This is a genomic window from Leptospira sanjuanensis, from assembly GCF_022267375.1.
In the GTDB taxonomy this organism is placed as follows: domain Bacteria; phylum Spirochaetota; class Leptospiria; order Leptospirales; family Leptospiraceae; genus Leptospira; species Leptospira sanjuanensis.
Map to the genome: position 1 here is coordinate 1,111,336 of NZ_JAIZBH010000001.1, position 22,020 is coordinate 1,133,355.

21 protein-coding genes are annotated in these 22,020 nt (G+C 43.5%); 15 read left to right on the forward strand and 6 right to left on the reverse strand.

What is annotated here, in order from left to right:
• Positions 1-3 precede the first annotated feature (3 nt).
• From LFX17_RS04945 to LFX17_RS04955, 3 genes are all read left to right on the forward strand, one after another.
• Entirely contained in the window at positions 4-666 is a 663-nt protein-coding gene (locus tag LFX17_RS04945; RefSeq protein WP_238745389.1) for a hypothetical protein, read from the forward strand.
• A gap of 69 nt (positions 667-735) precedes the next feature.
• Complete coding sequence (locus LFX17_RS04950; RefSeq protein WP_238745392.1) at positions 736-945, forward strand: hypothetical protein; 210 nt, start codon at positions 736-738, stop codon at positions 943-945.
• 165 nt (positions 946-1,110) lie between these two features.
• Complete coding sequence (locus tag LFX17_RS04955) at positions 1,111-1,284, forward strand: hypothetical protein (RefSeq protein WP_238745395.1); 174 nt, start codon at positions 1,111-1,113, stop codon at positions 1,282-1,284.
• Here the strand turns inward: LFX17_RS04955 and LFX17_RS04960 are convergent.
• The 3 genes from LFX17_RS04960 to LFX17_RS04970 are packed head-to-tail and all read right to left on the reverse strand — an operon-like array spanning position 1,281 to position 2,579.
• The gene (locus tag LFX17_RS04960; RefSeq protein WP_238745398.1) at positions 1,281-1,616 is read right to left on the reverse strand and encodes a type II toxin-antitoxin system RelE family toxin; all 336 of its coding nucleotides are present in this window, start codon (positions 1,614-1,616) and stop codon (positions 1,281-1,283) included. The two genes, LFX17_RS04955 and LFX17_RS04960, sit on opposite strands and share 4 nt — an antisense overlap.
• Entirely contained in the window at positions 1,606-2,040 is a 435-nt protein-coding gene (locus LFX17_RS04965; RefSeq protein WP_238745401.1) for a hypothetical protein, read from the reverse strand. Before LFX17_RS04965 ends, LFX17_RS04960 begins: the two co-directional genes overlap by 11 nt.
• A gap of 11 nt (positions 2,041-2,051) precedes the next feature.
• Positions 2,052-2,579, reverse strand: coding sequence for a helix-turn-helix domain-containing protein (locus LFX17_RS04970; RefSeq protein ID WP_238745403.1), 528 nt, complete (start codon positions 2,577-2,579; stop codon positions 2,052-2,054).
• On the opposite strand from LFX17_RS04970, the gene LFX17_RS04975 reads away from it, so the two are divergent.
• The 9 genes from LFX17_RS04975 to LFX17_RS05015 all read left to right on the forward strand — a co-directional run bounded on the left by LFX17_RS04975 (position 2,578) and on the right by LFX17_RS05015 (position 15,669).
• Complete coding sequence (locus tag LFX17_RS04975) at positions 2,578-5,583, forward strand: CHC2 zinc finger domain-containing protein (RefSeq protein ID WP_238745405.1); 3,006 nt, start codon at positions 2,578-2,580, stop codon at positions 5,581-5,583. The two genes, LFX17_RS04970 and LFX17_RS04975, sit on opposite strands and share 2 nt — an antisense overlap.
• A 92-nt stretch (positions 5,584-5,675) precedes the next feature.
• Positions 5,676-6,725 (forward strand): tyrosine-type recombinase/integrase, encoded by a 1,050-nt coding sequence (locus LFX17_RS04980; protein ID WP_238745408.1) that lies wholly within the window; start codon positions 5,676-5,678, stop codon positions 6,723-6,725.
• A 122-nt stretch (positions 6,726-6,847) separates the two neighbouring features.
• Positions 6,848-7,627 carry a ParA family protein gene (locus tag LFX17_RS04985; RefSeq protein WP_238745411.1) on the forward strand — a complete coding sequence of 260 codons (780 nt, stop codon included), beginning with the start codon at positions 6,848-6,850 and terminating at the stop codon, positions 7,625-7,627.
• Between the two features lie 29 nt (positions 7,628-7,656).
• Entirely contained in the window at positions 7,657-8,676 is a 1,020-nt protein-coding gene (locus LFX17_RS04990; RefSeq protein ID WP_238745413.1) for a ParB N-terminal domain-containing protein, read from the forward strand.
• A complete protein-coding gene (locus LFX17_RS04995) occupies positions 8,673-8,954 on the forward strand; it encodes a hypothetical protein (protein ID WP_238745415.1) in 282 nt (93 codons plus the stop codon). Before LFX17_RS04990 ends, LFX17_RS04995 begins: the two co-directional genes overlap by 4 nt.
• A 2,227-nt stretch (positions 8,955-11,181) precedes the next feature.
• Positions 11,182-14,370 (forward strand): M23 family metallopeptidase, encoded by a 3,189-nt coding sequence (locus LFX17_RS05000; protein ID WP_238745417.1) that lies wholly within the window; start codon positions 11,182-11,184, stop codon positions 14,368-14,370.
• A gap of 18 nt (positions 14,371-14,388) precedes the next feature.
• A complete protein-coding gene (locus tag LFX17_RS05005) occupies positions 14,389-15,051 on the forward strand; it encodes a hypothetical protein (protein WP_238745389.1) in 663 nt (220 codons plus the stop codon).
• A 69-nt stretch (positions 15,052-15,120) separates the two neighbouring features.
• Positions 15,121-15,330, forward strand: a complete 210-nt coding sequence (locus tag LFX17_RS05010; protein ID WP_238745392.1) for a hypothetical protein — start codon at positions 15,121-15,123, stop codon at positions 15,328-15,330.
• 165 nt (positions 15,331-15,495) lie between these two features.
• The gene (locus LFX17_RS05015) at positions 15,496-15,669 is read left to right on the forward strand and encodes a hypothetical protein (protein ID WP_238745395.1); all 174 of its coding nucleotides are present in this window, start codon (positions 15,496-15,498) and stop codon (positions 15,667-15,669) included.
• Here LFX17_RS05015 and LFX17_RS05020 read toward each other — a convergent pair.
• The 3 genes from LFX17_RS05020 to LFX17_RS05030 are packed head-to-tail and all read right to left on the reverse strand — an operon-like array spanning position 15,666 to position 16,964.
• A complete protein-coding gene (locus LFX17_RS05020; RefSeq protein WP_238745398.1) occupies positions 15,666-16,001 on the reverse strand; it encodes a type II toxin-antitoxin system RelE family toxin in 336 nt (111 codons plus the stop codon). The genes LFX17_RS05015 and LFX17_RS05020 overlap by 4 nt on opposite strands.
• On the reverse strand, positions 15,991-16,425 hold the full coding sequence (locus LFX17_RS05025; RefSeq protein ID WP_238745401.1) for a hypothetical protein: 435 nt from the start codon (positions 16,423-16,425) through the stop codon (positions 15,991-15,993). Before LFX17_RS05025 ends, LFX17_RS05020 begins: the two co-directional genes overlap by 11 nt.
• 11 nt (positions 16,426-16,436) lie before the next feature.
• On the reverse strand, positions 16,437-16,964 hold the full coding sequence (locus LFX17_RS05030) for a helix-turn-helix domain-containing protein (protein WP_238745403.1): 528 nt from the start codon (positions 16,962-16,964) through the stop codon (positions 16,437-16,439).
• Between LFX17_RS05030 and LFX17_RS05035 the strand changes: the two genes are divergently transcribed.
• The 3 genes from LFX17_RS05035 to LFX17_RS05045 all read left to right on the forward strand — a co-directional run bounded on the left by LFX17_RS05035 (position 16,963) and on the right by LFX17_RS05045 (position 22,012).
• Complete coding sequence (locus tag LFX17_RS05035) at positions 16,963-19,968, forward strand: CHC2 zinc finger domain-containing protein (protein ID WP_238745405.1); 3,006 nt, start codon at positions 16,963-16,965, stop codon at positions 19,966-19,968. The two genes, LFX17_RS05030 and LFX17_RS05035, sit on opposite strands and share 2 nt — an antisense overlap.
• 92 nt (positions 19,969-20,060) lie before the next feature.
• A complete protein-coding gene (locus LFX17_RS05040; RefSeq protein ID WP_238745408.1) occupies positions 20,061-21,110 on the forward strand; it encodes a tyrosine-type recombinase/integrase in 1,050 nt (349 codons plus the stop codon).
• Between the two features lie 122 nt (positions 21,111-21,232).
• Complete coding sequence (locus LFX17_RS05045; protein ID WP_238745411.1) at positions 21,233-22,012, forward strand: ParA family protein; 780 nt, start codon at positions 21,233-21,235, stop codon at positions 22,010-22,012.
• The last annotated feature ends 8 nt before the right edge of the window (positions 22,013-22,020 follow it).

Sequence of the window (22,020 nt, forward strand, 5' to 3'; positions counted from 1 at the left end):
AGTATGATGCAAAAGTATATTTCGAAAATATTTTATCTTCTTCTAATATTTCTTTTCTTTGAGTGTAAATTTTTCGGACCGGAGTGGAAGTCTGGTCCGAGTGAAGAGATGTTTGCCGAAGATATCAAATACATCCGAGCGAGTTCAGATATTGAAAAGCAGTTTGAAGATGCAAAGTTAGACCCGAGGCAGATTGCAAAGGATCATTTGGTTCCTCAAATTCAAAAATTCAAGGAAGCAATTCGAAAGAAACTTGCTTACAAGTTAGTCGGTTTAACAAGTCCTAGTTTATCTGATTCGTATGCCGCTGGGTATTATTCCTCGTCATACGCTGCAAGTGAAGCTTGGGAAAAAAGTTTTGAAACAGGGCGCGCTTGGTGTGAGTTTGATCTGTTTTTCAAAACGAAGATTGTGTCGTTTGAGATTGTTCCGAGTAGCGTAATCAACAACAATATTTCGTACGAAGTATATCTGAGACAAGAAGGTCAAACGGGGAAATTAACAAGAGAAGATGCGTATGATGAAAGGAAAAACACCTTCTTACTTCATTTTGGAATTCTGAAAGACAAGAAGGGGGAGTTTACTGCAATGGGGATCAGCGGCTTTGCGGGACATTGCCCGTTGACAGAAGACCAGTTTCATCCTGACTTTGGGAAGACGAAGTAGAGAAATTAAAGATTAAGAGAGCCGTTAAGGGACTTTGAGTTTGAGAGACTTTATCAAAAACGCTGAGATATGAAAGAGAGCGGAACACAGAAGGGCTTTGTTTTGGGTGAACCTGTAAGGAACAAAGAGACTGGCCAGAAGATGTATGTAGAAAAAGTTTGGAACCCGACTGTGTCTTGCGTTTACTTTGATGCTGAGAAGGACGCTCTCGTAAAGGTTGAGATGTTGCCTGAGAATTTGGAAAGAATCAAGGGAATGTTACCGTATCTTCCGAAGTGAGGGAGCGTTCGAACTTTTGATTCAAAAAGAAAATTCTCCATCTCTTTTTACCCGGTTCTTCCCCCTTCTCGCCGGGGGTTTTTTGTTTTTGCGGGCGACCAGGTATATCAAAAAAAGAATACGGGGACTCTTGCACTTTGTAAGGCAGTATGATATTGTCAGAATATGCAAAACGTACAATATACTCAGGGTGAAGTTGTGACGGTAAAGGCGACGGGTCAGCAGATGATCGTAGACGCTCAACTTGGAGCTTTCCAGGTGATGTGCCTTGCTTTTGACGAATCAGGTTGGGCTATGTTTGAAATGTCTTTGGATCAGATCGAACCTTTCAAGGACTAATCCGATTCACTGATGGACTTGAGAAAGTCCTTGAGTTCTTTGTCAGTGATATTTTCTTTTTCCGCTTTGTCGTAAATGGAAAGAAGGGATACTACCTTGTCGATTAGGAAGACGCAGGAGATGACTCTGCCTCCGCCTGATTTCCCTTTTCCTTTAGACGCGATCGGAACCCGAATCTTGTAACAGTTTTGACCGATGGAAGTGCCTTGGGTCGGTTCGTTTTCTAAGGAATCAGAGAGTTCTTTGATTTCTTTTTTGAGAGAAGGATACTTTTTGACTAAGTCTTTGAGTTCCTTCTCAAAGTTGGGAGTGGGTTTGATTTCAAAGCTCATCTAAGAGTTGCTTCATCGATTTGGCTTTGAGTTTGCCTTCTTGAATTAGTTTTGCTTCTTTGAAACCTTGTTTGATGCCAGCGAAGATTCCTTTTTTAGAAGGCTCTTCCTCTTTTGATTCTAAGATACCAGACAGTTCGTCAATCGTTTTGATTGTATGGAGAAGAACCTTCTGATATTCCAAATTGAACGCAGATTCGACGGACTTACTTGATTTGCGAATTTGAGATACTACTTTCTTAAATTCTTTTTGGGATTCGCCTTTGTCGGGCAGAGAGGCGACGAGACGAACCAGAAGGGCGTTGATTTTCTCAAGCTCCAAATTATTTGCTATGATGGTATTGTATTCCTCAACAGGTAGAACGACGGATGACTTTTTTCCTTTGTCGTCTATGATGAATTGAGTGTGAATGGTTTTTTCCATACGAGTGTCGTTTACTTACTGCCAATCATTTGTTTCATCTTGCGTTTCATTAGGAACGCATCCAGAAAGTCTGTGACCTTTTCTTTGTCCTCGTTCGAGAGCTTTTCGACTTCACTAAAGAGATTTAAAAGGTCTTTGTTTCCGAGCTGAACCTTCGCTTGATCCTCGGTTGTGTTTCCGAGTAAAAAATCCCCCGTTACTTCTAAGACGCCGGCGAGTTTCGTAATTTTGTCGGCGGTTGGTTGGGAGTCTCCTCGTTCATACCTTCCAATATGATTTTTGTGCAAACCGACGAGTTTTGCAAGATCTTCTTGTGAGAATCCTTTTTGAATCCTCAGCTCTTTTAGACGATCGGGAAAGCCTGTATTTTGGTGTTTAGAGGGAACCTTTTTCATTTCTGAATCAACATATACGTTATCAAAAAGCGAATGTCCATCATTTAGTTGGAACTTTTGTAGTGCGGCTGGCCTCCTAAATGGTTGACTCATTGTAACATGCATGGTATTTGTGGCACCATATATGGTACCAGAAAGAAACATGGGCTTACCGCAAAAAAATCTCAGCCTTGCCGAGCTGAAACGCGACATCGATCTGGTTGCCTTGGTCAGGGAGTATGGAGTGGAGTTAAAGCGTCACGGCAAGAACTTTGTAGGCCGTTGCCCGTTCCACGAAGACAAGAGTCCTTCGTTCGTGGTAACACCAGGGAAGAACTTGTGGCACTGCCTTGGGGCTTGCCAGATGGGAGGAAGCGCGATCGATTTCGTGATGAAGAAAGAGAGAGTGAGCCTCCGGGAAGCAGTATCTCTCCTCAAAAAGAAAAGCACAACGCTTATCGTAACCGAACCTCAAACCGCTCATCCAAAGAAACAAAGCACAAACCAAACTCCCGCTCTCACTCCAAACGAAACACCGCGCAAATCTTTTCAAGACTTTAGCGAAGAAGAGCAGAACCTCATCGATCGAGTGTTCGACTACTATCAAGAGACGTTGTATGAAACTCCGGAGGCAAGAGAGTATCTGAAGAGTCGCGGCGTGTATGACGAAAAGATCCTACGCAAGTTTTGTGTGGGGTGTTCGAACGGAACTCTCGTGGAAAGATTTCTACCGAGTGGAGAGAGTAAAGCGGGAAAGAAAGCAAGAAGAGTTTTAACCGAGTTCGGTCTCTTGCGTGAGAAGCAGGGACACGAACACTTTCGAGGATATCTTGTGTTTCCGCTTTTTGACGAGGACGGTCATCCCGCAGGAGCGTATGGAAGATATCTCACACCAATTAAGATCGCTCACGAGACAAGACACAGATACATGAGAGGGCCGCATACGGGACTTTGGAACCGAGAAGCGTTTCGTGAGAAGGAGTTGGTCCTTTGCGAAAGCGTGATCGATGCACTTACCTTGTATGTGAACGGAATCAGGAACGCAACTTGCAGTTATGGAGTGCAAGGATACACACAGGAACTCCATTCAGAAATTCTAAAGCAAAATCCAAAGCGAGTGAGAATCGCGTATGACAACGATACATCGGGGAACAAGGCGGCTGAGGGGTTAGCGAATCGGCTCTTGAGTGAAGGGATATCCTGCAACCGAGTGTTGTTACCTTTTTCTTTGGATGTGAACGACTACGCGGTAAAGGTAGAGAACCCGGAAGAGAAGTTACAGGCACTCCTCCTCGATGCGGAAGTGATGAGAGAAACGAGTGAAGAAGAGAGCGAACACAGGACTGAGAAAGAAGAGGATATACCTTTGAAAGAGAGTGAAAAAGCAAAAGAGAAGACCGGTGAACAAACGAACGCGAAAGGATTCGAGGTAACAAGAAGCGCGGAAGAGATCGTGTTTCGGAAAGGAGAAAGGGAATATCGTGTGAGGTCACTCTACAGAAATCAGAGCTTGGATCAGATGAAAGTGAATTTGAAGCTCGTGACGGGTGAAGACTATTATATCGAGACCTTGGATCTCATGAATCAAAGGATGCGAAAAGGATATATCCAGAACGCAAGCGAGGCGACTGGAACGAGTGAAGAGACGATCACGAATGACTTGAAAGAAGTGTTTCGGGAAACGGAAGAATTACTGTGGGAACATTTGGAGAAGCTCAAGAAACCGGAGAGAGAAGAGAAACAACTTACCGCCGAGGAAAGAGAGGAAGCTCTTTTGTATTTAAAGGACACAGAGATTGTCGCAAGGATCTTAGAGGACTTTGAGAGGATGGGGTTAGTTGGTGAGAGAACGAACTCGCTACTCGGATACTTAGCGACACTTACAAGACGGACCGAGAATCCTTTGGCTGTTATCATACAAAGTTCATCAAGTGCGGGGAAGTCAACGCTCATGGATTCCATTCTCGATTTAGTACCGGAAGAAGAGAAAGAGAAATATTCGGCGATGACGGGCCAAAGTCTTTTCTATATGTCTTCGACAAATTTGAAGAACAAAGTCCTTGCGATCTCGGAAGAAGAGGGGATCGAGCGCGCTAAGTATGCCTTGAAGATTTTGCAGAGTGAAAAGCGAATCAGTATCGCAACGACGACCAAGGACCAGTTAACGGGGAAGCTCGCGACGACGGAGTATGTGGTGGAAGGGCCGGTGGTGCTTTTCTTAACGACGACGAGTATTGAGATCGACGAAGAACTGCAAAACAGATCGGTGATTTTAACGGTGAACGAGGAGAGAGAGCAGACCAAAACGATCCTTCGAAATCAAAGAGAAGATGAAACCTTAGAAGGAGTTTTAAAGAGAAAGAAAAAAGAGGGAATCACAATACTTCATCAAAACATCCAAAGACTAATACTGCCCTTGTCGGTTGTGAACCCTTACGCAAACGAACTCAAATTTCCAGACACAAAGCTTCGGATGCGCCGGGACCAAAAGAAATATTTAACACTCATTCGAACGATTGCGTTACTTCATCAATACCAAAGAGAAGTGAAGATCGCAAAGGATGATGAAGGAAAGGAAATTTCATATATCGAAGTAGAGAAGAGTGACATCGAACTTGCGGGAGTGTTGTTTAGCCGAGTGTTTGGGAAGAACTTAGATGATTTGAGTCCGCATACAAAGAAACTCCTGAAAGAGATCTCTGAATATGTGGATGAGGTATCGAAGGAGAGGGCGGTAGATCGAAGCGCGGTAAGGCTTACGCGCAAAGAGATCCGAGAAAGAACGGGCGTTAGCGATACTAGGCTTCGTGTTCATCTCAAGAGATTGGAAGAGTTGGAATATTTGTATGCAAGAAGTGGAAAGCAGGGGATTGTCATTGAATACGAACTTCTTTGGGAAGAAGAAAGAGAGAATGAAAACGAATTCTCTTTGACTCTATTCAAGGAAGAACCTTCGAAACCGGAATCAAACTGGAAGACACTTCTTTCGAACTCTGAATTTTCGGGAAAAATTCGCACATCGGATCTAACTTCGCCTAGCAAAACGGACACTTCTCCCCCCGTTCGCCTGCCCCTTACTCCCCCTTTGCCTGGGGGCCGTTTAGTAGCAGAAACAGCTCACAGCTCCAATATACCTGCACACACCGCCGAATTGGAAAAAACCAAGTAAAACCGTTAGTATTAGGAGTGAAAAAAACACAGATGGAAAACCCAGGCATATGGAAAACTCCGGGTATTTAGAAAGAGAGAGAGGAAGAAGAGATGGGATTTAACAGACACGCAAGCACGGGAGGAAGGGAAAAGAAAATCCCGAAGGAGTTAAGGTATCACCAGCCTTTAACGAAAGATTTGAACCCGAGTATATTAGAAAAAAGAATATTAGAATATTTAGGATACCAGAAGGGGCTTGGGACGTGTGTGAATACGATCCGAGGACTTCGGTTCTATTTAGAGGTATATTTCAAGTGGTGTATGGAAAGAGGGCTTGAGGAGCCTAATCAGATGACGATTTCGCTTGTGGATCGGTATCAGAGGTATGTGTCTCAGTATCGCAATCAAGTGACGAAGAAGGTCATCACGCCGGATACACAGAATCATTTGTTAATCAATTTGAAGATATTCTTTGAATGGATGCAAAGACGGGAGTATGTAAAAAAGAATCCGTGTTGGGAGATGAAACTTGCGAAAACTCCGAAACGAATACCGCGTAACGTATTGAAGGTAGAGGAAGCGGAGAAGATATTGTCAGTTCCGGATTTAGAGACAGGTTTGGGAATTAGAAACCGAGCGATCTTGGAGTTATTCTATTCCACGGGAATCCGTAGTTTTGAATTGCAGAAATTAAAAATCAGCGAAGTGGATTTAGCGAATCGGACTTTGTTTGTGAAAGAGGGAAAAAGAAAACAAGACAGACTGATTCCAGTTTCAGAGAGAGCATGTGACTGGATCGGGAGATATTTGGAAGAGGTGAGGCTTGGACTTGTCAAAGGACAGGACGAAGGAGTTTTGTTTTTATCGGTACGAGGTGTGAAGATGGGTAGCAGTCGAATTGGTGAGATTGTGAAGCTCTCGAAGGAGAAAGCGGAAGTTACTAAGAGCGGTTCGACCCACATGTTCAGGCACACGACGGCGACTTTGATGCTCGACAACGGAGCGGATATTCGATACGTGCAGGAGATGTTGGGTCACAGGGATCTGAACTCGACACAAATATATACGCACGTAGCGATTCGTAAACTGCAAGAGGTATATGAGAGAACGCACCCGGCTGAAATGGAGAATCCGGAAACAAAGCAATCGAACACGAGTTAGAATCTGAAGTTACAAAAACCCTTCTCCGGTTAAAGAGAGACTTCTTTCTTTAGCTGAAATCAAAGAAACAAAACCAAAACAAGAAATTTAAAAAAACCTAAACTACTTAGGAGGCCGAAGGCATGCAGATTGTAACGCTTGCGAATTTGAAAGGTGGAGTTGCTAAGACAACGACGGCAATTAACGTGTCGCTTGAACTAAGTCGCCGGAAGAAGAAAGTGTTGTGTATGGATTTGGATCTGAACAACAACCTGACGGACTTCTTCCTGCGTGGAACAAAAGAAGAAGAGTTGGATGCAAGGAACGTGTATCACGCATTACTTGAGCAAAAAGAAATCAGAGCTTGTATATATGAAACTCGGTTTCCAGGAATTTCTATCTTACCGGCGACGCTTTCTTTGGGAAAGCTCACAGAGGAGTTAGGGGGTGAGCCGGAGTTATTGTCTTCGTTTGCGGAGAAGTTAAGAGAAGAGCCGTATGATTATCTTCTCATTGATACTCCTGTGTATTTGAGTTTGGAGCTACGGTTTGCGCTTTGGATCGCGGATCTTGTGTTGTATCCGATCAGGCCGTCGAGATGGAACTTTCAAGGTACAAAGACACTTCTGGAAGAGATCGAGAAGATGTATTTGGAATTTCAGAAAGCTGGATGGAAGGAGACGAATCCGAATACTCTTCTTGTTCCCTCAATCGTGACTAAGAGGAAGAAGGACGCTGAGAGGATATTAAAGCTCAGGCAGAAATACAAAGTATCAAATACGGTGATCTGGCAACTATCGGCGATTGAGACGGCTTCTGAGATGGGAAGGGCGTTGAAAGAGGATACAAAGGGTTACGAGTTATTTCGGGAGTTGACGGAAGAGTTGTTCAGTTGTGTGGAAGAACGGGAGGGGATATCGTGAAGCGATCGGAAGAGAGAGCGAATGAGTGGATGGAAGAACAAGAAGCAAGTCCTCGCCCTGGATCTTCGAACACGAAGACATATATTCCGAAAGGTGTGTCTCTGAATCCAATCGTGAAGATGGTGAAACCAGAGAGTTTGAAGCCGAATCCGAACAACGACTTTGAACCGCTCAGTGAAGAAGAATACCTGAGTCTCAAAGAGAACATTGCTCTCAACGGAATCTTGGATGCACTTACCGCGAAGAAAGACGGAATGCTTGTGACGGGAGAGAACCGTTATCGAATTGCTTTGGAGTTAAAGGAACACGAAGACGAGAACGTTCGACGTCGTGTTGAGAGTATTCCAGTTCGTTACTATATGAACGAGCTTACTCAAGAAGAGGAATACGACATCTTGGAAGGAGACAATTTGTTTCGCAGACATTTGACTCCTGAACAAAGAAAAGAACGACTGAAGAAAAGGATTCTTCGCAAATACAAGGATGAACTTGTTTTGGACAATCGAGGCGGAGACCGCAAGAGCAAATCGTCTAAAATATCAAGTGAAGAAGGGACTTCTTTAACTGGAAACAATTCCGAAGGATCGGAATACCGCCCTGATATTCTGAAAGAAAACACGAATGAAAAATCAAAAGTTCAGGGTGAACTTTTGATCGTTAATACTGTTAAGGATTTAGCCAAGAAGGTATCGGAAAAAGAAAACATACCAGTAGGAACGGCAAAGAAATATATTTCTGAAATTCGTAAGGAATTCAAAGACAAAGATCAACCTTCTACCAAGAAAGAGAAGAAGGAGGAAACAGACAAGAAGACACAAAAGCAGATCGTAGAAACAAAGGCAAAGGCGTTTCAGAAGAAGTATTCGAAGATGAGTAGGAGTCAGAAGAAGGAAGCCGTGAATCGGTTGTTGAACGCGCTTGTGAATGTGAGAAAGAAGACGTCGAAGTTAAACGAACAAATATCTGAATTGGAAAGAAAGGACTACGAGATCGTGACGCAGATCACTGCCGTCGGAGAAAAAGAGAGAATTTGGAAGTTGAAAGTATGAAACCTACAAAAGAGAAAACTCACAAGGGAAATTCGCAAAAAAGACAGGACGCGCAGGAAGAGGTCGCAATTCAAAAGCGAATGGATGCGTATCGCAAGCGATTGGAGAAGATGAGTCCTTTGAAACGGAATGAAGAGTTGAAGTTGTTACTACGAAACTTTAGAGAATATCGCAAGAAGATTCAAGGACTGATTTCTCAAATGAGGAAATTTGTAGAGAAGGAGATCGAGGTCGAAAGAAAACTCAAAATCATCGGAGAGAAGATGAGAGGTTCGTAATGAGGAATTTCCTCATTGCTAACTTCCTGAATTTTTCCCTCACTTTTCCTCGTTTTTCCTCACTTGGATTTATCCTGAAATTTCCTTAATTTTCCTAATCTTGTATTTTCGGAATTCGATGATCTTACTTGGTCACGATTGACTGGAAAACTTTCTTCTTTAGCTGTGAATCGAGGTGCTTTCCTCTTACGAAACGACTGCAATTGTCAGGTGGGGAAATTCCCCACCTGAGAGAAGATCCGCTTTTTTAGAACGGATTTGTTTTTTGCAAAATCTCTATGAGTTCATTTACGATTTCTGCGAACATCAAAACTAATTCAAAGATTTTTAATATTATTTTCAATTTCATCGTTTCCGACCCTCCTCTTTCTAAATTCACGAGCTTATCTTCGATCCCGCTAAAATATCTTTTGTGGCTGATCGGAATTATTTTGAAAAAAATCGGCAAGAGAGAAAAAAACGAACGAGAATCAAGACCACGTTTATCGGAAAGCGTCTTTGTTATTTCATTGTTTTTCGCGCAAACCGCCTTCTTTCTTTAGCTGAAATATATCGGCTCTCATGCGGCATATTGATTGATATGTCGAGCGGATGGAGGGAATCCGAGCGGTGCTATCTCAGAGCCAAGTCTTTCTTGAAGTTATTACCGACAACGATTCAAAGGAAAGATCGCACGCGAGGACACTTCGGATATTGGCCAATATCGGAAGTGCCGACATCCGCGTCATGAGAGCCGCTTTTACTGGAAGGTTTGAAAGCAGGTGATTTGCGGATCTGTTAAATGCCTGTTCTGAGGCCGTGACTTTCGAGTGAGCGATCGCGGAGCTTCCGGCAAGGAACTTGCTTGAAAGAGAAAAAACCGGGAAAAAAACCGAAGTTCTCCGCAGTTTGAAGAAAAAATATGAAAACGAGTCTTGTCCGAGTTCTATCCTTCACCTTTGATCGACTCGTGAGAGAAAACGAGTTGCCGAAGTTCTTTTGAAGCAAGACGCTTTCAAATACATCACTTTCCATTTCTAAAGAAAGGAAAAGCGAGCTTCTCGCCTCAACTACATTGCGCTCCAAACGCGGAGCCTTCTAAATTAAAAAACGATCTTTGGAACTTTCTCTCTAAAGACGATCTCGATGGAAACATCGGGACGGAGGGGGAGAGTAACTACCCCCTCGCAAATCATATTCATATTGAAACCAAGAATTGAAGATATGGGGTTTTTCCAGGTTTTTCCAATGGGAAAAACTACGATACTGAAGATTTTACTATGTATTACTCTTGAAAATGAGTTTTTAGAAGTTTTTCCGAGTTTTTCCGAAAGAAATTAAAGTTGGGGAAAACAAATACAGCACTAGCATTTACTAACGTGGATTTAAGAAGTTTCGGTAAGCAGGGTCAAGCCCTGCTTTACCGCTTCTTCGCAATGTCTTTGATTATCCGAAAAATATTCGAATCAAATCGAGAATCTTCAAAACGATCCGAAGTACTAATTTTAAAACTGATTTATTTTCATTTTTAATCATCTCTTAATCTTACCTCCTTATATTTTATTATATCCTCACCGATTCCGATTTTGATTGGTTGCAGGTCCAATTTTGCCTCGAAATTTGATGAGAGAGCTTTTATATCTAGTTAGTAGAAGTTGCTCTGGTAAATTTGCTTTCGATCAAAGCCCCTGCCCACAAAGACCTTCGGACATTTGAAAGTGAGCAGTGGGTTTATTTTCAAAGTCTGTCTGGAAAAAGTTTCATCAAAAGGTCCGATTTTTCTTCTTTAGCCGATGATTCAGAGTCTTGTTCGTGCTTTGTTCGAGTCCTAACGTTTCCAAAATGAGCTTTATTCGAGTCTTGTTCGCGCCCTATGCCTTTTCAAACGAGTCTTGTTCGGGTTCTATTCAGGTCTTGTGTGAGTCTTGTGAGCGAGTTCGCGAGCAGGGAAAGCGAGAATACGAATTGGAATTGGAGAATACTTGTAAAATACGCAATTAGAGAAATGGAATATTCGAGAAACACTCTTAGAGGATTCTTTCGTGAATTTTTAAAAACGCATGTACTGGAATTTTTTTTCAGAGTGAGACTTTGCTAAGGGTTAAACTGCTTCGGATCGGGAAACGCTCTGAAAGAATTGGAATTTCGCGGAGAATTCGCAATGGGGTGTTGTTTTGTTGCCGGAACACCTGTGCGAACAGAATCAGGCTTCAAGGTTATTGAAGATGTGAAAATCGGAGACAAAGTTTTGTCTTGGAACGAGAAGAGTGGAGTCTTTGAGACAAAGAAAGTCACCGAGACGTTCATACACGAAGTTCCTCAGTTATTTTATATGGAACTCGACGGGGAAGAAGTGTTGCAGACTACTTGGAACCACCCGTTTAGAAGAAGAAACAAGGCCGCGAACTCTGAAGTTGCAACGACCGAGCTTATTTCTCGGAAAGGCGCATTGTTAAATGCGGGAATGAGTGCAAGTGAGGAGATTCCCCTTTCTACAGACGCGAATGCGTCTAATGCAAACACCGACACTGTGCAAACATCAGAGTGGGTGAAGGTAGAAGACCTCCGCTTGAGAGATCAAGTTCTCAAAGCAGACGGAAGTTGGGCGAGAGTTACTGGGATCTTTCACTACAACACAGAACCAACTAAGGTATACAACTTTGAAGTTGAAGACAACCACACGTATATCGTTGGAGAGACAGGATACGTTGTCCACAACTACGTAAACGAAAGTAAGGAAGTCAATGCGGCTTTAGTTAGAACGGATAACCTACTCAAGCTTTCCAAAGGCGACAGAGAATTGGTCAGTAGTTTAGACGACTTGAAGCATTTAGGAAGAGAATTCAACAAGAACGCGATAGAAGCAAACAAAGAGACGAATCGTTTGATGTTCGAGAACGCTTCCGCAATCCAAACACATGAAGTTCAGGGTAAAAAGAATTTAGACTTTGTGAATATGGTTCGGAGTAGAGACGCTGACAACTTACCTGGAATCGGGAAGATGCGTGAGATGTTGAAGGGAGTGAACGGAGAGAAAGGATATACGAAATCCCAGCTTGCGGCCATCGATACCTGGCTGAAACAGGATCTTTCGAAGAATCTACCTTCAGGCGTAGCTGGTATGAAGGATGTGGTAACCGGCTATTCTTCCGGAGCGTTTAGCTTGGGAGGAATTAAGGTCGGAGGCGGAAAGTCTTTAGCTGAGCTTGGAACGCACGTAGGACTTTGGAAACTGGGAAGAGAACTTGGAAGCGTAGACGGTATGAATGCCGGTCGTCAGAAGATTCAGGAAACACAAACGAACATGGCTGCGCATCAGAACAAGATGAAGGAACGCGGGATTGCTGAAGCGAAAGCGATCCGAGAAGTCGAGAATCGTGTTGAGACTTACGTATCGAAAACGTATGGCAATGATCCAAGGTTTGCGGAAGCGATTGTAAATTCGAGAACGATCGGGAAGAACGACCTAAGTAAGAATACGGGCGGAGTTGATTTTGAAACGAAGAAGAAAGCGTTTGAATCGAACTTGAAACCGGAACACGTAACCAAAGTCCAAGAATTTGACAAACAAAAGACCGCGATTTTAGACAATCAGAAGCGACTTGAGAGAGAGGACTACGAGAGACACCAAAGAAATCATGCAGGTGAAAAATATGTTCGATCACCTGAGTTAAATCAGAGACGTGAGAAGATGATTGCAACTTTGGAACATTTGGAGAAGCGGAAGTCGACGTATTTGAATGAGACGGTTGCACCGTTTCCTCATGAAAGCAGGCGTGTTGAACTTGAGAAGCTTGCTCTGAATGGAAAGTTAACCAACGAAGACCGCAACGAGTTAAGCAAAATTAATACTGCGAAGAAGGATCACGAAACAAACGTAGCCGCACTTTTTGACAAAGACTCAACGACGATGCACAATCAGTTGGAGAGAAATTTTGGAGTAGAGAGGAGCGTAGTTGTTAAGAATCGTTTTGAACAATCGGAAACGGTTCAAAACCTTGAGACAAAACTTGCCGGATTAGATCCTAAAGATCCGAAGACCGCAAAAGAGAGATCGGAAGTTCAGAATCAATTGAAGAAGGCAGAGGAACGTCTTGCACAGATTGACAAAAACTTTTTGGAGTATGAGCCGAAGAGAAAGGTGATTAACGGGAAGGAAGAACCGTTAGGCGACTATGTTCTCCGGAAACAGCAATCGTATGAACAGGAAGGGCCCGCGATTAAAGACATTGTGAAACAGTTGGAAACGAGAAAGGAAACGTTGGAAAAGCTGGGTGATGTGAAGAAGGTTGAAGAGATCGATCGTAAAATTGTAAAATATGAAGAGCGCGAAAAGAGATCTAAAGGATTTGCCGAAGACACGGCTTTTACATTAGCGGCGAAAGAAGATGCAAAGTCTCGTGCGGAAGGCAAGCCGGCGACAGCGGTAGCGGCTCTTGAGAGATATATGACTCACAAGGACGAGAAGGGATTTATCACGAGAACGCTTCCGATTGACGAGGCTCATCCGGATTTTGCCCATCCAATCGGAAACAAACCGTTTAACAACAAAGTGACGTATACGTCTCATTATGGCGAAGCGGGATACCGTTACGAAAAAACGGCGGCAGATACGGCTTTAGATCCAGTGAACCACATCGGTAACGACTTTGCTGCGGATTACGGTGAAAAAGTGAATACGATGTTGAATGGAAAGGTGGTTGGGATTTCGAAAGGATTAGAGATCAAGGTTCCTTCGAGCGCGTTAGAAAAAGCGGGAGTGATCTATTTACCGGAAGGCACTCATCCTGACGGAAGCCCTAGAAAAGAAGGCTTGTATCTTGAAGGGGAGAAAACGCCGCTAAGCCGTGACGCATTGGCTAAGTTGGATCCGGACTTTAAAAATTCTAAATATGACGGAATTCGAATGAAGGGTGTGGTCTACAGCAAGGGAGGAACTAAGGAGTTTCCGGTTGCCGGGTTCTATACGATGGTTTCCTCAAACAAAGGTCAATTGTTGAGTGAAAGACAAGTAGAGCATCAGATACCGAGGGAAGCCGTTGAGAGTGTAAACGATCCGAAGAAAATGAATCAGATTGTGAATTCTGGAGGGAACAGTGTAACGATCGAGAGTAAGTTTGACGGAGAATTATCGGGAACTTTCCAAATCGAATACAAACACTTTATGGAAGATCCGAGCCAATGGGTAGAGGTAGGGAAGCCGATCCAAGCTGGTAAACAGATTGGAAACGTAGGAAGCACGGGAAGATCGACAGGTCCGCACATGCACACAACGGTAAAATATTATGTGACGACTGAGAATCCGATGTTAGATCCATCGATTTTACCGAAGGGTATGTATGTGGAAAAGAGTGATTGGAAAGGAACGTATTTAGAGATCAATGGAGACTACTTTTTGAACGAGATGCTTCCAAAAAGATTGAAGAAAAGGAAGTAAGTGGAGGGAATAGCCAGTATGATGCAAAAGTATATTTCGAAAATATTTTATCTTCTTCTAATATTTCTTTTCTTTGAGTGTAAATTTTTCGGACCGGAGTGGAAGTCTGGTCCGAGTGAAGAGATGTTTGCCGAAGATATCAAATACATCCGAGCGAGTTCAGATATTGAAAAGCAGTTTGAAGATGCAAAGTTAGACCCGAGGCAGATTGCAAAGGATCATTTGGTTCCTCAAATTCAAAAATTCAAGGAAGCAATTCGAAAGAAACTTGCTTACAAGTTAGTCGGTTTAACAAGTCCTAGTTTATCTGATTCGTATGCCGCTGGGTATTATTCCTCGTCATACGCTGCAAGTGAAGCTTGGGAAAAAAGTTTTGAAACAGGGCGCGCTTGGTGTGAGTTTGATCTGTTTTTCAAAACGAAGATTGTGTCGTTTGAGATTGTTCCGAGTAGCGTAATCAACAACAATATTTCGTACGAAGTATATCTGAGACAAGAAGGTCAAACGGGGAAATTAACAAGAGAAGATGCGTATGATGAAAGGAAAAACACCTTCTTACTTCATTTTGGAATTCTGAAAGACAAGAAGGGGGAGTTTACTGCAATGGGGATCAGCGGCTTTGCGGGACATTGCCCGTTGACAGAAGACCAGTTTCATCCTGACTTTGGGAAGACGAAGTAGAGAAATTAAAGATTAAGAGAGCCGTTAAGGGACTTTGAGTTTGAGAGACTTTATCAAAAACGCTGAGATATGAAAGAGAGCGGAACACAGAAGGGCTTTGTTTTGGGTGAACCTGTAAGGAACAAAGAGACTGGCCAGAAGATGTATGTAGAAAAAGTTTGGAACCCGACTGTGTCTTGCGTTTACTTTGATGCTGAGAAGGACGCTCTCGTAAAGGTTGAGATGTTGCCTGAGAATTTGGAAAGAATCAAGGGAATGTTACCGTATCTTCCGAAGTGAGGGAGCGTTCGAACTTTTGATTCAAAAAGAAAATTCTCCATCTCTTTTTACCCGGTTCTTCCCCCTTCTCGCCGGGGGTTTTTTGTTTTTGCGGGCGACCAGGTATATCAAAAAAAGAATACGGGGACTCTTGCACTTTGTAAGGCAGTATGATATTGTCAGAATATGCAAAACGTACAATATACTCAGGGTGAAGTTGTGACGGTAAAGGCGACGGGTCAGCAGATGATCGTAGACGCTCAACTTGGAGCTTTCCAGGTGATGTGCCTTGCTTTTGACGAATCAGGTTGGGCTATGTTTGAAATGTCTTTGGATCAGATCGAACCTTTCAAGGACTAATCCGATTCACTGATGGACTTGAGAAAGTCCTTGAGTTCTTTGTCAGTGATATTTTCTTTTTCCGCTTTGTCGTAAATGGAAAGAAGGGATACTACCTTGTCGATTAGGAAGACGCAGGAGATGACTCTGCCTCCGCCTGATTTCCCTTTTCCTTTAGACGCGATCGGAACCCGAATCTTGTAACAGTTTTGACCGATGGAAGTGCCTTGGGTCGGTTCGTTTTCTAAGGAATCAGAGAGTTCTTTGATTTCTTTTTTGAGAGAAGGATACTTTTTGACTAAGTCTTTGAGTTCCTTCTCAAAGTTGGGAGTGGGTTTGATTTCAAAGCTCATCTAAGAGTTGCTTCATCGATTTGGCTTTGAGTTTGCCTTCTTGAATTAGTTTTGCTTCTTTGAAACCTTGTTTGATGCCAGCGAAGATTCCTTTTTTAGAAGGCTCTTCCTCTTTTGATTCTAAGATACCAGACAGTTCGTCAATCGTTTTGATTGTATGGAGAAGAACCTTCTGATATTCCAAATTGAACGCAGATTCGACGGACTTACTTGATTTGCGAATTTGAGATACTACTTTCTTAAATTCTTTTTGGGATTCGCCTTTGTCGGGCAGAGAGGCGACGAGACGAACCAGAAGGGCGTTGATTTTCTCAAGCTCCAAATTATTTGCTATGATGGTATTGTATTCCTCAACAGGTAGAACGACGGATGACTTTTTTCCTTTGTCGTCTATGATGAATTGAGTGTGAATGGTTTTTTCCATACGAGTGTCGTTTACTTACTGCCAATCATTTGTTTCATCTTGCGTTTCATTAGGAACGCATCCAGAAAGTCTGTGACCTTTTCTTTGTCCTCGTTCGAGAGCTTTTCGACTTCACTAAAGAGATTTAAAAGGTCTTTGTTTCCGAGCTGAACCTTCGCTTGATCCTCGGTTGTGTTTCCGAGTAAAAAATCCCCCGTTACTTCTAAGACGCCGGCGAGTTTCGTAATTTTGTCGGCGGTTGGTTGGGAGTCTCCTCGTTCATACCTTCCAATATGATTTTTGTGCAAACCGACGAGTTTTGCAAGATCTTCTTGTGAGAATCCTTTTTGAATCCTCAGCTCTTTTAGACGATCGGGAAAGCCTGTATTTTGGTGTTTAGAGGGAACCTTTTTCATTTCTGAATCAACATATACGTTATCAAAAAGCGAATGTCCATCATTTAGTTGGAACTTTTGTAGTGCGGCTGGCCTCCTAAATGGTTGACTCATTGTAACATGCATGGTATTTGTGGCACCATATATGGTACCAGAAAGAAACATGGGCTTACCGCAAAAAAATCTCAGCCTTGCCGAGCTGAAACGCGACATCGATCTGGTTGCCTTGGTCAGGGAGTATGGAGTGGAGTTAAAGCGTCACGGCAAGAACTTTGTAGGCCGTTGCCCGTTCCACGAAGACAAGAGTCCTTCGTTCGTGGTAACACCAGGGAAGAACTTGTGGCACTGCCTTGGGGCTTGCCAGATGGGAGGAAGCGCGATCGATTTCGTGATGAAGAAAGAGAGAGTGAGCCTCCGGGAAGCAGTATCTCTCCTCAAAAAGAAAAGCACAACGCTTATCGTAACCGAACCTCAAACCGCTCATCCAAAGAAACAAAGCACAAACCAAACTCCCGCTCTCACTCCAAACGAAACACCGCGCAAATCTTTTCAAGACTTTAGCGAAGAAGAGCAGAACCTCATCGATCGAGTGTTCGACTACTATCAAGAGACGTTGTATGAAACTCCGGAGGCAAGAGAGTATCTGAAGAGTCGCGGCGTGTATGACGAAAAGATCCTACGCAAGTTTTGTGTGGGGTGTTCGAACGGAACTCTCGTGGAAAGATTTCTACCGAGTGGAGAGAGTAAAGCGGGAAAGAAAGCAAGAAGAGTTTTAACCGAGTTCGGTCTCTTGCGTGAGAAGCAGGGACACGAACACTTTCGAGGATATCTTGTGTTTCCGCTTTTTGACGAGGACGGTCATCCCGCAGGAGCGTATGGAAGATATCTCACACCAATTAAGATCGCTCACGAGACAAGACACAGATACATGAGAGGGCCGCATACGGGACTTTGGAACCGAGAAGCGTTTCGTGAGAAGGAGTTGGTCCTTTGCGAAAGCGTGATCGATGCACTTACCTTGTATGTGAACGGAATCAGGAACGCAACTTGCAGTTATGGAGTGCAAGGATACACACAGGAACTCCATTCAGAAATTCTAAAGCAAAATCCAAAGCGAGTGAGAATCGCGTATGACAACGATACATCGGGGAACAAGGCGGCTGAGGGGTTAGCGAATCGGCTCTTGAGTGAAGGGATATCCTGCAACCGAGTGTTGTTACCTTTTTCTTTGGATGTGAACGACTACGCGGTAAAGGTAGAGAACCCGGAAGAGAAGTTACAGGCACTCCTCCTCGATGCGGAAGTGATGAGAGAAACGAGTGAAGAAGAGAGCGAACACAGGACTGAGAAAGAAGAGGATATACCTTTGAAAGAGAGTGAAAAAGCAAAAGAGAAGACCGGTGAACAAACGAACGCGAAAGGATTCGAGGTAACAAGAAGCGCGGAAGAGATCGTGTTTCGGAAAGGAGAAAGGGAATATCGTGTGAGGTCACTCTACAGAAATCAGAGCTTGGATCAGATGAAAGTGAATTTGAAGCTCGTGACGGGTGAAGACTATTATATCGAGACCTTGGATCTCATGAATCAAAGGATGCGAAAAGGATATATCCAGAACGCAAGCGAGGCGACTGGAACGAGTGAAGAGACGATCACGAATGACTTGAAAGAAGTGTTTCGGGAAACGGAAGAATTACTGTGGGAACATTTGGAGAAGCTCAAGAAACCGGAGAGAGAAGAGAAACAACTTACCGCCGAGGAAAGAGAGGAAGCTCTTTTGTATTTAAAGGACACAGAGATTGTCGCAAGGATCTTAGAGGACTTTGAGAGGATGGGGTTAGTTGGTGAGAGAACGAACTCGCTACTCGGATACTTAGCGACACTTACAAGACGGACCGAGAATCCTTTGGCTGTTATCATACAAAGTTCATCAAGTGCGGGGAAGTCAACGCTCATGGATTCCATTCTCGATTTAGTACCGGAAGAAGAGAAAGAGAAATATTCGGCGATGACGGGCCAAAGTCTTTTCTATATGTCTTCGACAAATTTGAAGAACAAAGTCCTTGCGATCTCGGAAGAAGAGGGGATCGAGCGCGCTAAGTATGCCTTGAAGATTTTGCAGAGTGAAAAGCGAATCAGTATCGCAACGACGACCAAGGACCAGTTAACGGGGAAGCTCGCGACGACGGAGTATGTGGTGGAAGGGCCGGTGGTGCTTTTCTTAACGACGACGAGTATTGAGATCGACGAAGAACTGCAAAACAGATCGGTGATTTTAACGGTGAACGAGGAGAGAGAGCAGACCAAAACGATCCTTCGAAATCAAAGAGAAGATGAAACCTTAGAAGGAGTTTTAAAGAGAAAGAAAAAAGAGGGAATCACAATACTTCATCAAAACATCCAAAGACTAATACTGCCCTTGTCGGTTGTGAACCCTTACGCAAACGAACTCAAATTTCCAGACACAAAGCTTCGGATGCGCCGGGACCAAAAGAAATATTTAACACTCATTCGAACGATTGCGTTACTTCATCAATACCAAAGAGAAGTGAAGATCGCAAAGGATGATGAAGGAAAGGAAATTTCATATATCGAAGTAGAGAAGAGTGACATCGAACTTGCGGGAGTGTTGTTTAGCCGAGTGTTTGGGAAGAACTTAGATGATTTGAGTCCGCATACAAAGAAACTCCTGAAAGAGATCTCTGAATATGTGGATGAGGTATCGAAGGAGAGGGCGGTAGATCGAAGCGCGGTAAGGCTTACGCGCAAAGAGATCCGAGAAAGAACGGGCGTTAGCGATACTAGGCTTCGTGTTCATCTCAAGAGATTGGAAGAGTTGGAATATTTGTATGCAAGAAGTGGAAAGCAGGGGATTGTCATTGAATACGAACTTCTTTGGGAAGAAGAAAGAGAGAATGAAAACGAATTCTCTTTGACTCTATTCAAGGAAGAACCTTCGAAACCGGAATCAAACTGGAAGACACTTCTTTCGAACTCTGAATTTTCGGGAAAAATTCGCACATCGGATCTAACTTCGCCTAGCAAAACGGACACTTCTCCCCCCGTTCGCCTGCCCCTTACTCCCCCTTTGCCTGGGGGCCGTTTAGTAGCAGAAACAGCTCACAGCTCCAATATACCTGCACACACCGCCGAATTGGAAAAAACCAAGTAAAACCGTTAGTATTAGGAGTGAAAAAAACACAGATGGAAAACCCAGGCATATGGAAAACTCCGGGTATTTAGAAAGAGAGAGAGGAAGAAGAGATGGGATTTAACAGACACGCAAGCACGGGAGGAAGGGAAAAGAAAATCCCGAAGGAGTTAAGGTATCACCAGCCTTTAACGAAAGATTTGAACCCGAGTATATTAGAAAAAAGAATATTAGAATATTTAGGATACCAGAAGGGGCTTGGGACGTGTGTGAATACGATCCGAGGACTTCGGTTCTATTTAGAGGTATATTTCAAGTGGTGTATGGAAAGAGGGCTTGAGGAGCCTAATCAGATGACGATTTCGCTTGTGGATCGGTATCAGAGGTATGTGTCTCAGTATCGCAATCAAGTGACGAAGAAGGTCATCACGCCGGATACACAGAATCATTTGTTAATCAATTTGAAGATATTCTTTGAATGGATGCAAAGACGGGAGTATGTAAAAAAGAATCCGTGTTGGGAGATGAAACTTGCGAAAACTCCGAAACGAATACCGCGTAACGTATTGAAGGTAGAGGAAGCGGAGAAGATATTGTCAGTTCCGGATTTAGAGACAGGTTTGGGAATTAGAAACCGAGCGATCTTGGAGTTATTCTATTCCACGGGAATCCGTAGTTTTGAATTGCAGAAATTAAAAATCAGCGAAGTGGATTTAGCGAATCGGACTTTGTTTGTGAAAGAGGGAAAAAGAAAACAAGACAGACTGATTCCAGTTTCAGAGAGAGCATGTGACTGGATCGGGAGATATTTGGAAGAGGTGAGGCTTGGACTTGTCAAAGGACAGGACGAAGGAGTTTTGTTTTTATCGGTACGAGGTGTGAAGATGGGTAGCAGTCGAATTGGTGAGATTGTGAAGCTCTCGAAGGAGAAAGCGGAAGTTACTAAGAGCGGTTCGACCCACATGTTCAGGCACACGACGGCGACTTTGATGCTCGACAACGGAGCGGATATTCGATACGTGCAGGAGATGTTGGGTCACAGGGATCTGAACTCGACACAAATATATACGCACGTAGCGATTCGTAAACTGCAAGAGGTATATGAGAGAACGCACCCGGCTGAAATGGAGAATCCGGAAACAAAGCAATCGAACACGAGTTAGAATCTGAAGTTACAAAAACCCTTCTCCGGTTAAAGAGAGACTTCTTTCTTTAGCTGAAATCAAAGAAACAAAACCAAAACAAGAAATTTAAAAAAACCTAAACTACTTAGGAGGCCGAAGGCATGCAGATTGTAACGCTTGCGAATTTGAAAGGTGGAGTTGCTAAGACAACGACGGCAATTAACGTGTCGCTTGAACTAAGTCGCCGGAAGAAGAAAGTGTTGTGTATGGATTTGGATCTGAACAACAACCTGACGGACTTCTTCCTGCGTGGAACAAAAGAAGAAGAGTTGGATGCAAGGAACGTGTATCACGCATTACTTGAGCAAAAAGAAATCAGAGCTTGTATATATGAAACTCGGTTTCCAGGAATTTCTATCTTACCGGCGACGCTTTCTTTGGGAAAGCTCACAGAGGAGTTAGGGGGTGAGCCGGAGTTATTGTCTTCGTTTGCGGAGAAGTTAAGAGAAGAGCCGTATGATTATCTTCTCATTGATACTCCTGTGTATTTGAGTTTGGAGCTACGGTTTGCGCTTTGGATCGCGGATCTTGTGTTGTATCCGATCAGGCCGTCGAGATGGAACTTTCAAGGTACAAAGACACTTCTGGAAGAGATCGAGAAGATGTATTTGGAATTTCAGAAAGCTGGATGGAAGGAGACGAATCCGAATACTCTTCTTGTTCCCTCAATCGTGACTAAGAGGAAGAAGGACGCTGAGAGGATATTAAAGCTCAGGCAGAAATACAAAGTATCAAATACGGTGATCTGGCAACTATCGGCGATTGAGACGGCTTCTGAGATGGGAAGGGCGTTGAAAGAGGATACAAAGGGTTACGAGTTATTTCGGGAGTTGACGGAAGAGTTGTTCAGTTGTGTGGAAGAACGGGAGGGGATATCGTGAAGCGATCG

Excerpts from the sequence above, each read along its gene's own strand:
- LFX17_RS04945 (WP_238745389.1), top strand. The coding sequence starts at position 4 with ATGATGCAAAAGTATATTTCGAAAATATTTTATCTTCTTCTAATATTT.
- LFX17_RS04950 (WP_238745392.1), top strand. The coding sequence starts at position 736 with ATGAAAGAGAGCGGAACACAGAAGGGCTTTGTTTTGGGTGAACCTGTA.
- LFX17_RS04955 (WP_238745395.1), top strand. The coding sequence starts at position 1,111 with ATGCAAAACGTACAATATACTCAGGGTGAAGTTGTGACGGTAAAGGCG.
- LFX17_RS04960 (WP_238745398.1), bottom strand. The coding sequence starts at position 1,616 with ATGAGCTTTGAAATCAAACCCACTCCCAACTTTGAGAAGGAACTCAAA.
- LFX17_RS04965 (WP_238745401.1), bottom strand. The coding sequence starts at position 2,040 with ATGGAAAAAACCATTCACACTCAATTCATCATAGACGACAAAGGAAAA.
- LFX17_RS04975 (WP_238745405.1), top strand. The coding sequence starts at position 2,578 with ATGGGCTTACCGCAAAAAAATCTCAGCCTTGCCGAGCTGAAACGCGAC.
- LFX17_RS04970 (WP_238745403.1), bottom strand. The coding sequence starts at position 2,579 with ATGTTTCTTTCTGGTACCATATATGGTGCCACAAATACCATGCATGTT.
- LFX17_RS04980 (WP_238745408.1), top strand. The coding sequence starts at position 5,676 with ATGGGATTTAACAGACACGCAAGCACGGGAGGAAGGGAAAAGAAAATC.
- LFX17_RS04985 (WP_238745411.1), top strand. The coding sequence starts at position 6,848 with ATGCAGATTGTAACGCTTGCGAATTTGAAAGGTGGAGTTGCTAAGACA.
- LFX17_RS04990 (WP_238745413.1), top strand. The coding sequence starts at position 7,657 with ATGGAAGAACAAGAAGCAAGTCCTCGCCCTGGATCTTCGAACACGAAG.
- LFX17_RS04995 (WP_238745415.1), top strand. The coding sequence starts at position 8,673 with ATGAAACCTACAAAAGAGAAAACTCACAAGGGAAATTCGCAAAAAAGA.
- LFX17_RS05005 (WP_238745389.1), top strand. The coding sequence starts at position 14,389 with ATGATGCAAAAGTATATTTCGAAAATATTTTATCTTCTTCTAATATTT.
- LFX17_RS05010 (WP_238745392.1), top strand. The coding sequence starts at position 15,121 with ATGAAAGAGAGCGGAACACAGAAGGGCTTTGTTTTGGGTGAACCTGTA.
- LFX17_RS05015 (WP_238745395.1), top strand. The coding sequence starts at position 15,496 with ATGCAAAACGTACAATATACTCAGGGTGAAGTTGTGACGGTAAAGGCG.
- LFX17_RS05020 (WP_238745398.1), bottom strand. The coding sequence starts at position 16,001 with ATGAGCTTTGAAATCAAACCCACTCCCAACTTTGAGAAGGAACTCAAA.
- LFX17_RS05025 (WP_238745401.1), bottom strand. The coding sequence starts at position 16,425 with ATGGAAAAAACCATTCACACTCAATTCATCATAGACGACAAAGGAAAA.
- LFX17_RS05035 (WP_238745405.1), top strand. The coding sequence starts at position 16,963 with ATGGGCTTACCGCAAAAAAATCTCAGCCTTGCCGAGCTGAAACGCGAC.
- LFX17_RS05030 (WP_238745403.1), bottom strand. The coding sequence starts at position 16,964 with ATGTTTCTTTCTGGTACCATATATGGTGCCACAAATACCATGCATGTT.
- LFX17_RS05040 (WP_238745408.1), top strand. The coding sequence starts at position 20,061 with ATGGGATTTAACAGACACGCAAGCACGGGAGGAAGGGAAAAGAAAATC.
- LFX17_RS05045 (WP_238745411.1), top strand. The coding sequence starts at position 21,233 with ATGCAGATTGTAACGCTTGCGAATTTGAAAGGTGGAGTTGCTAAGACA.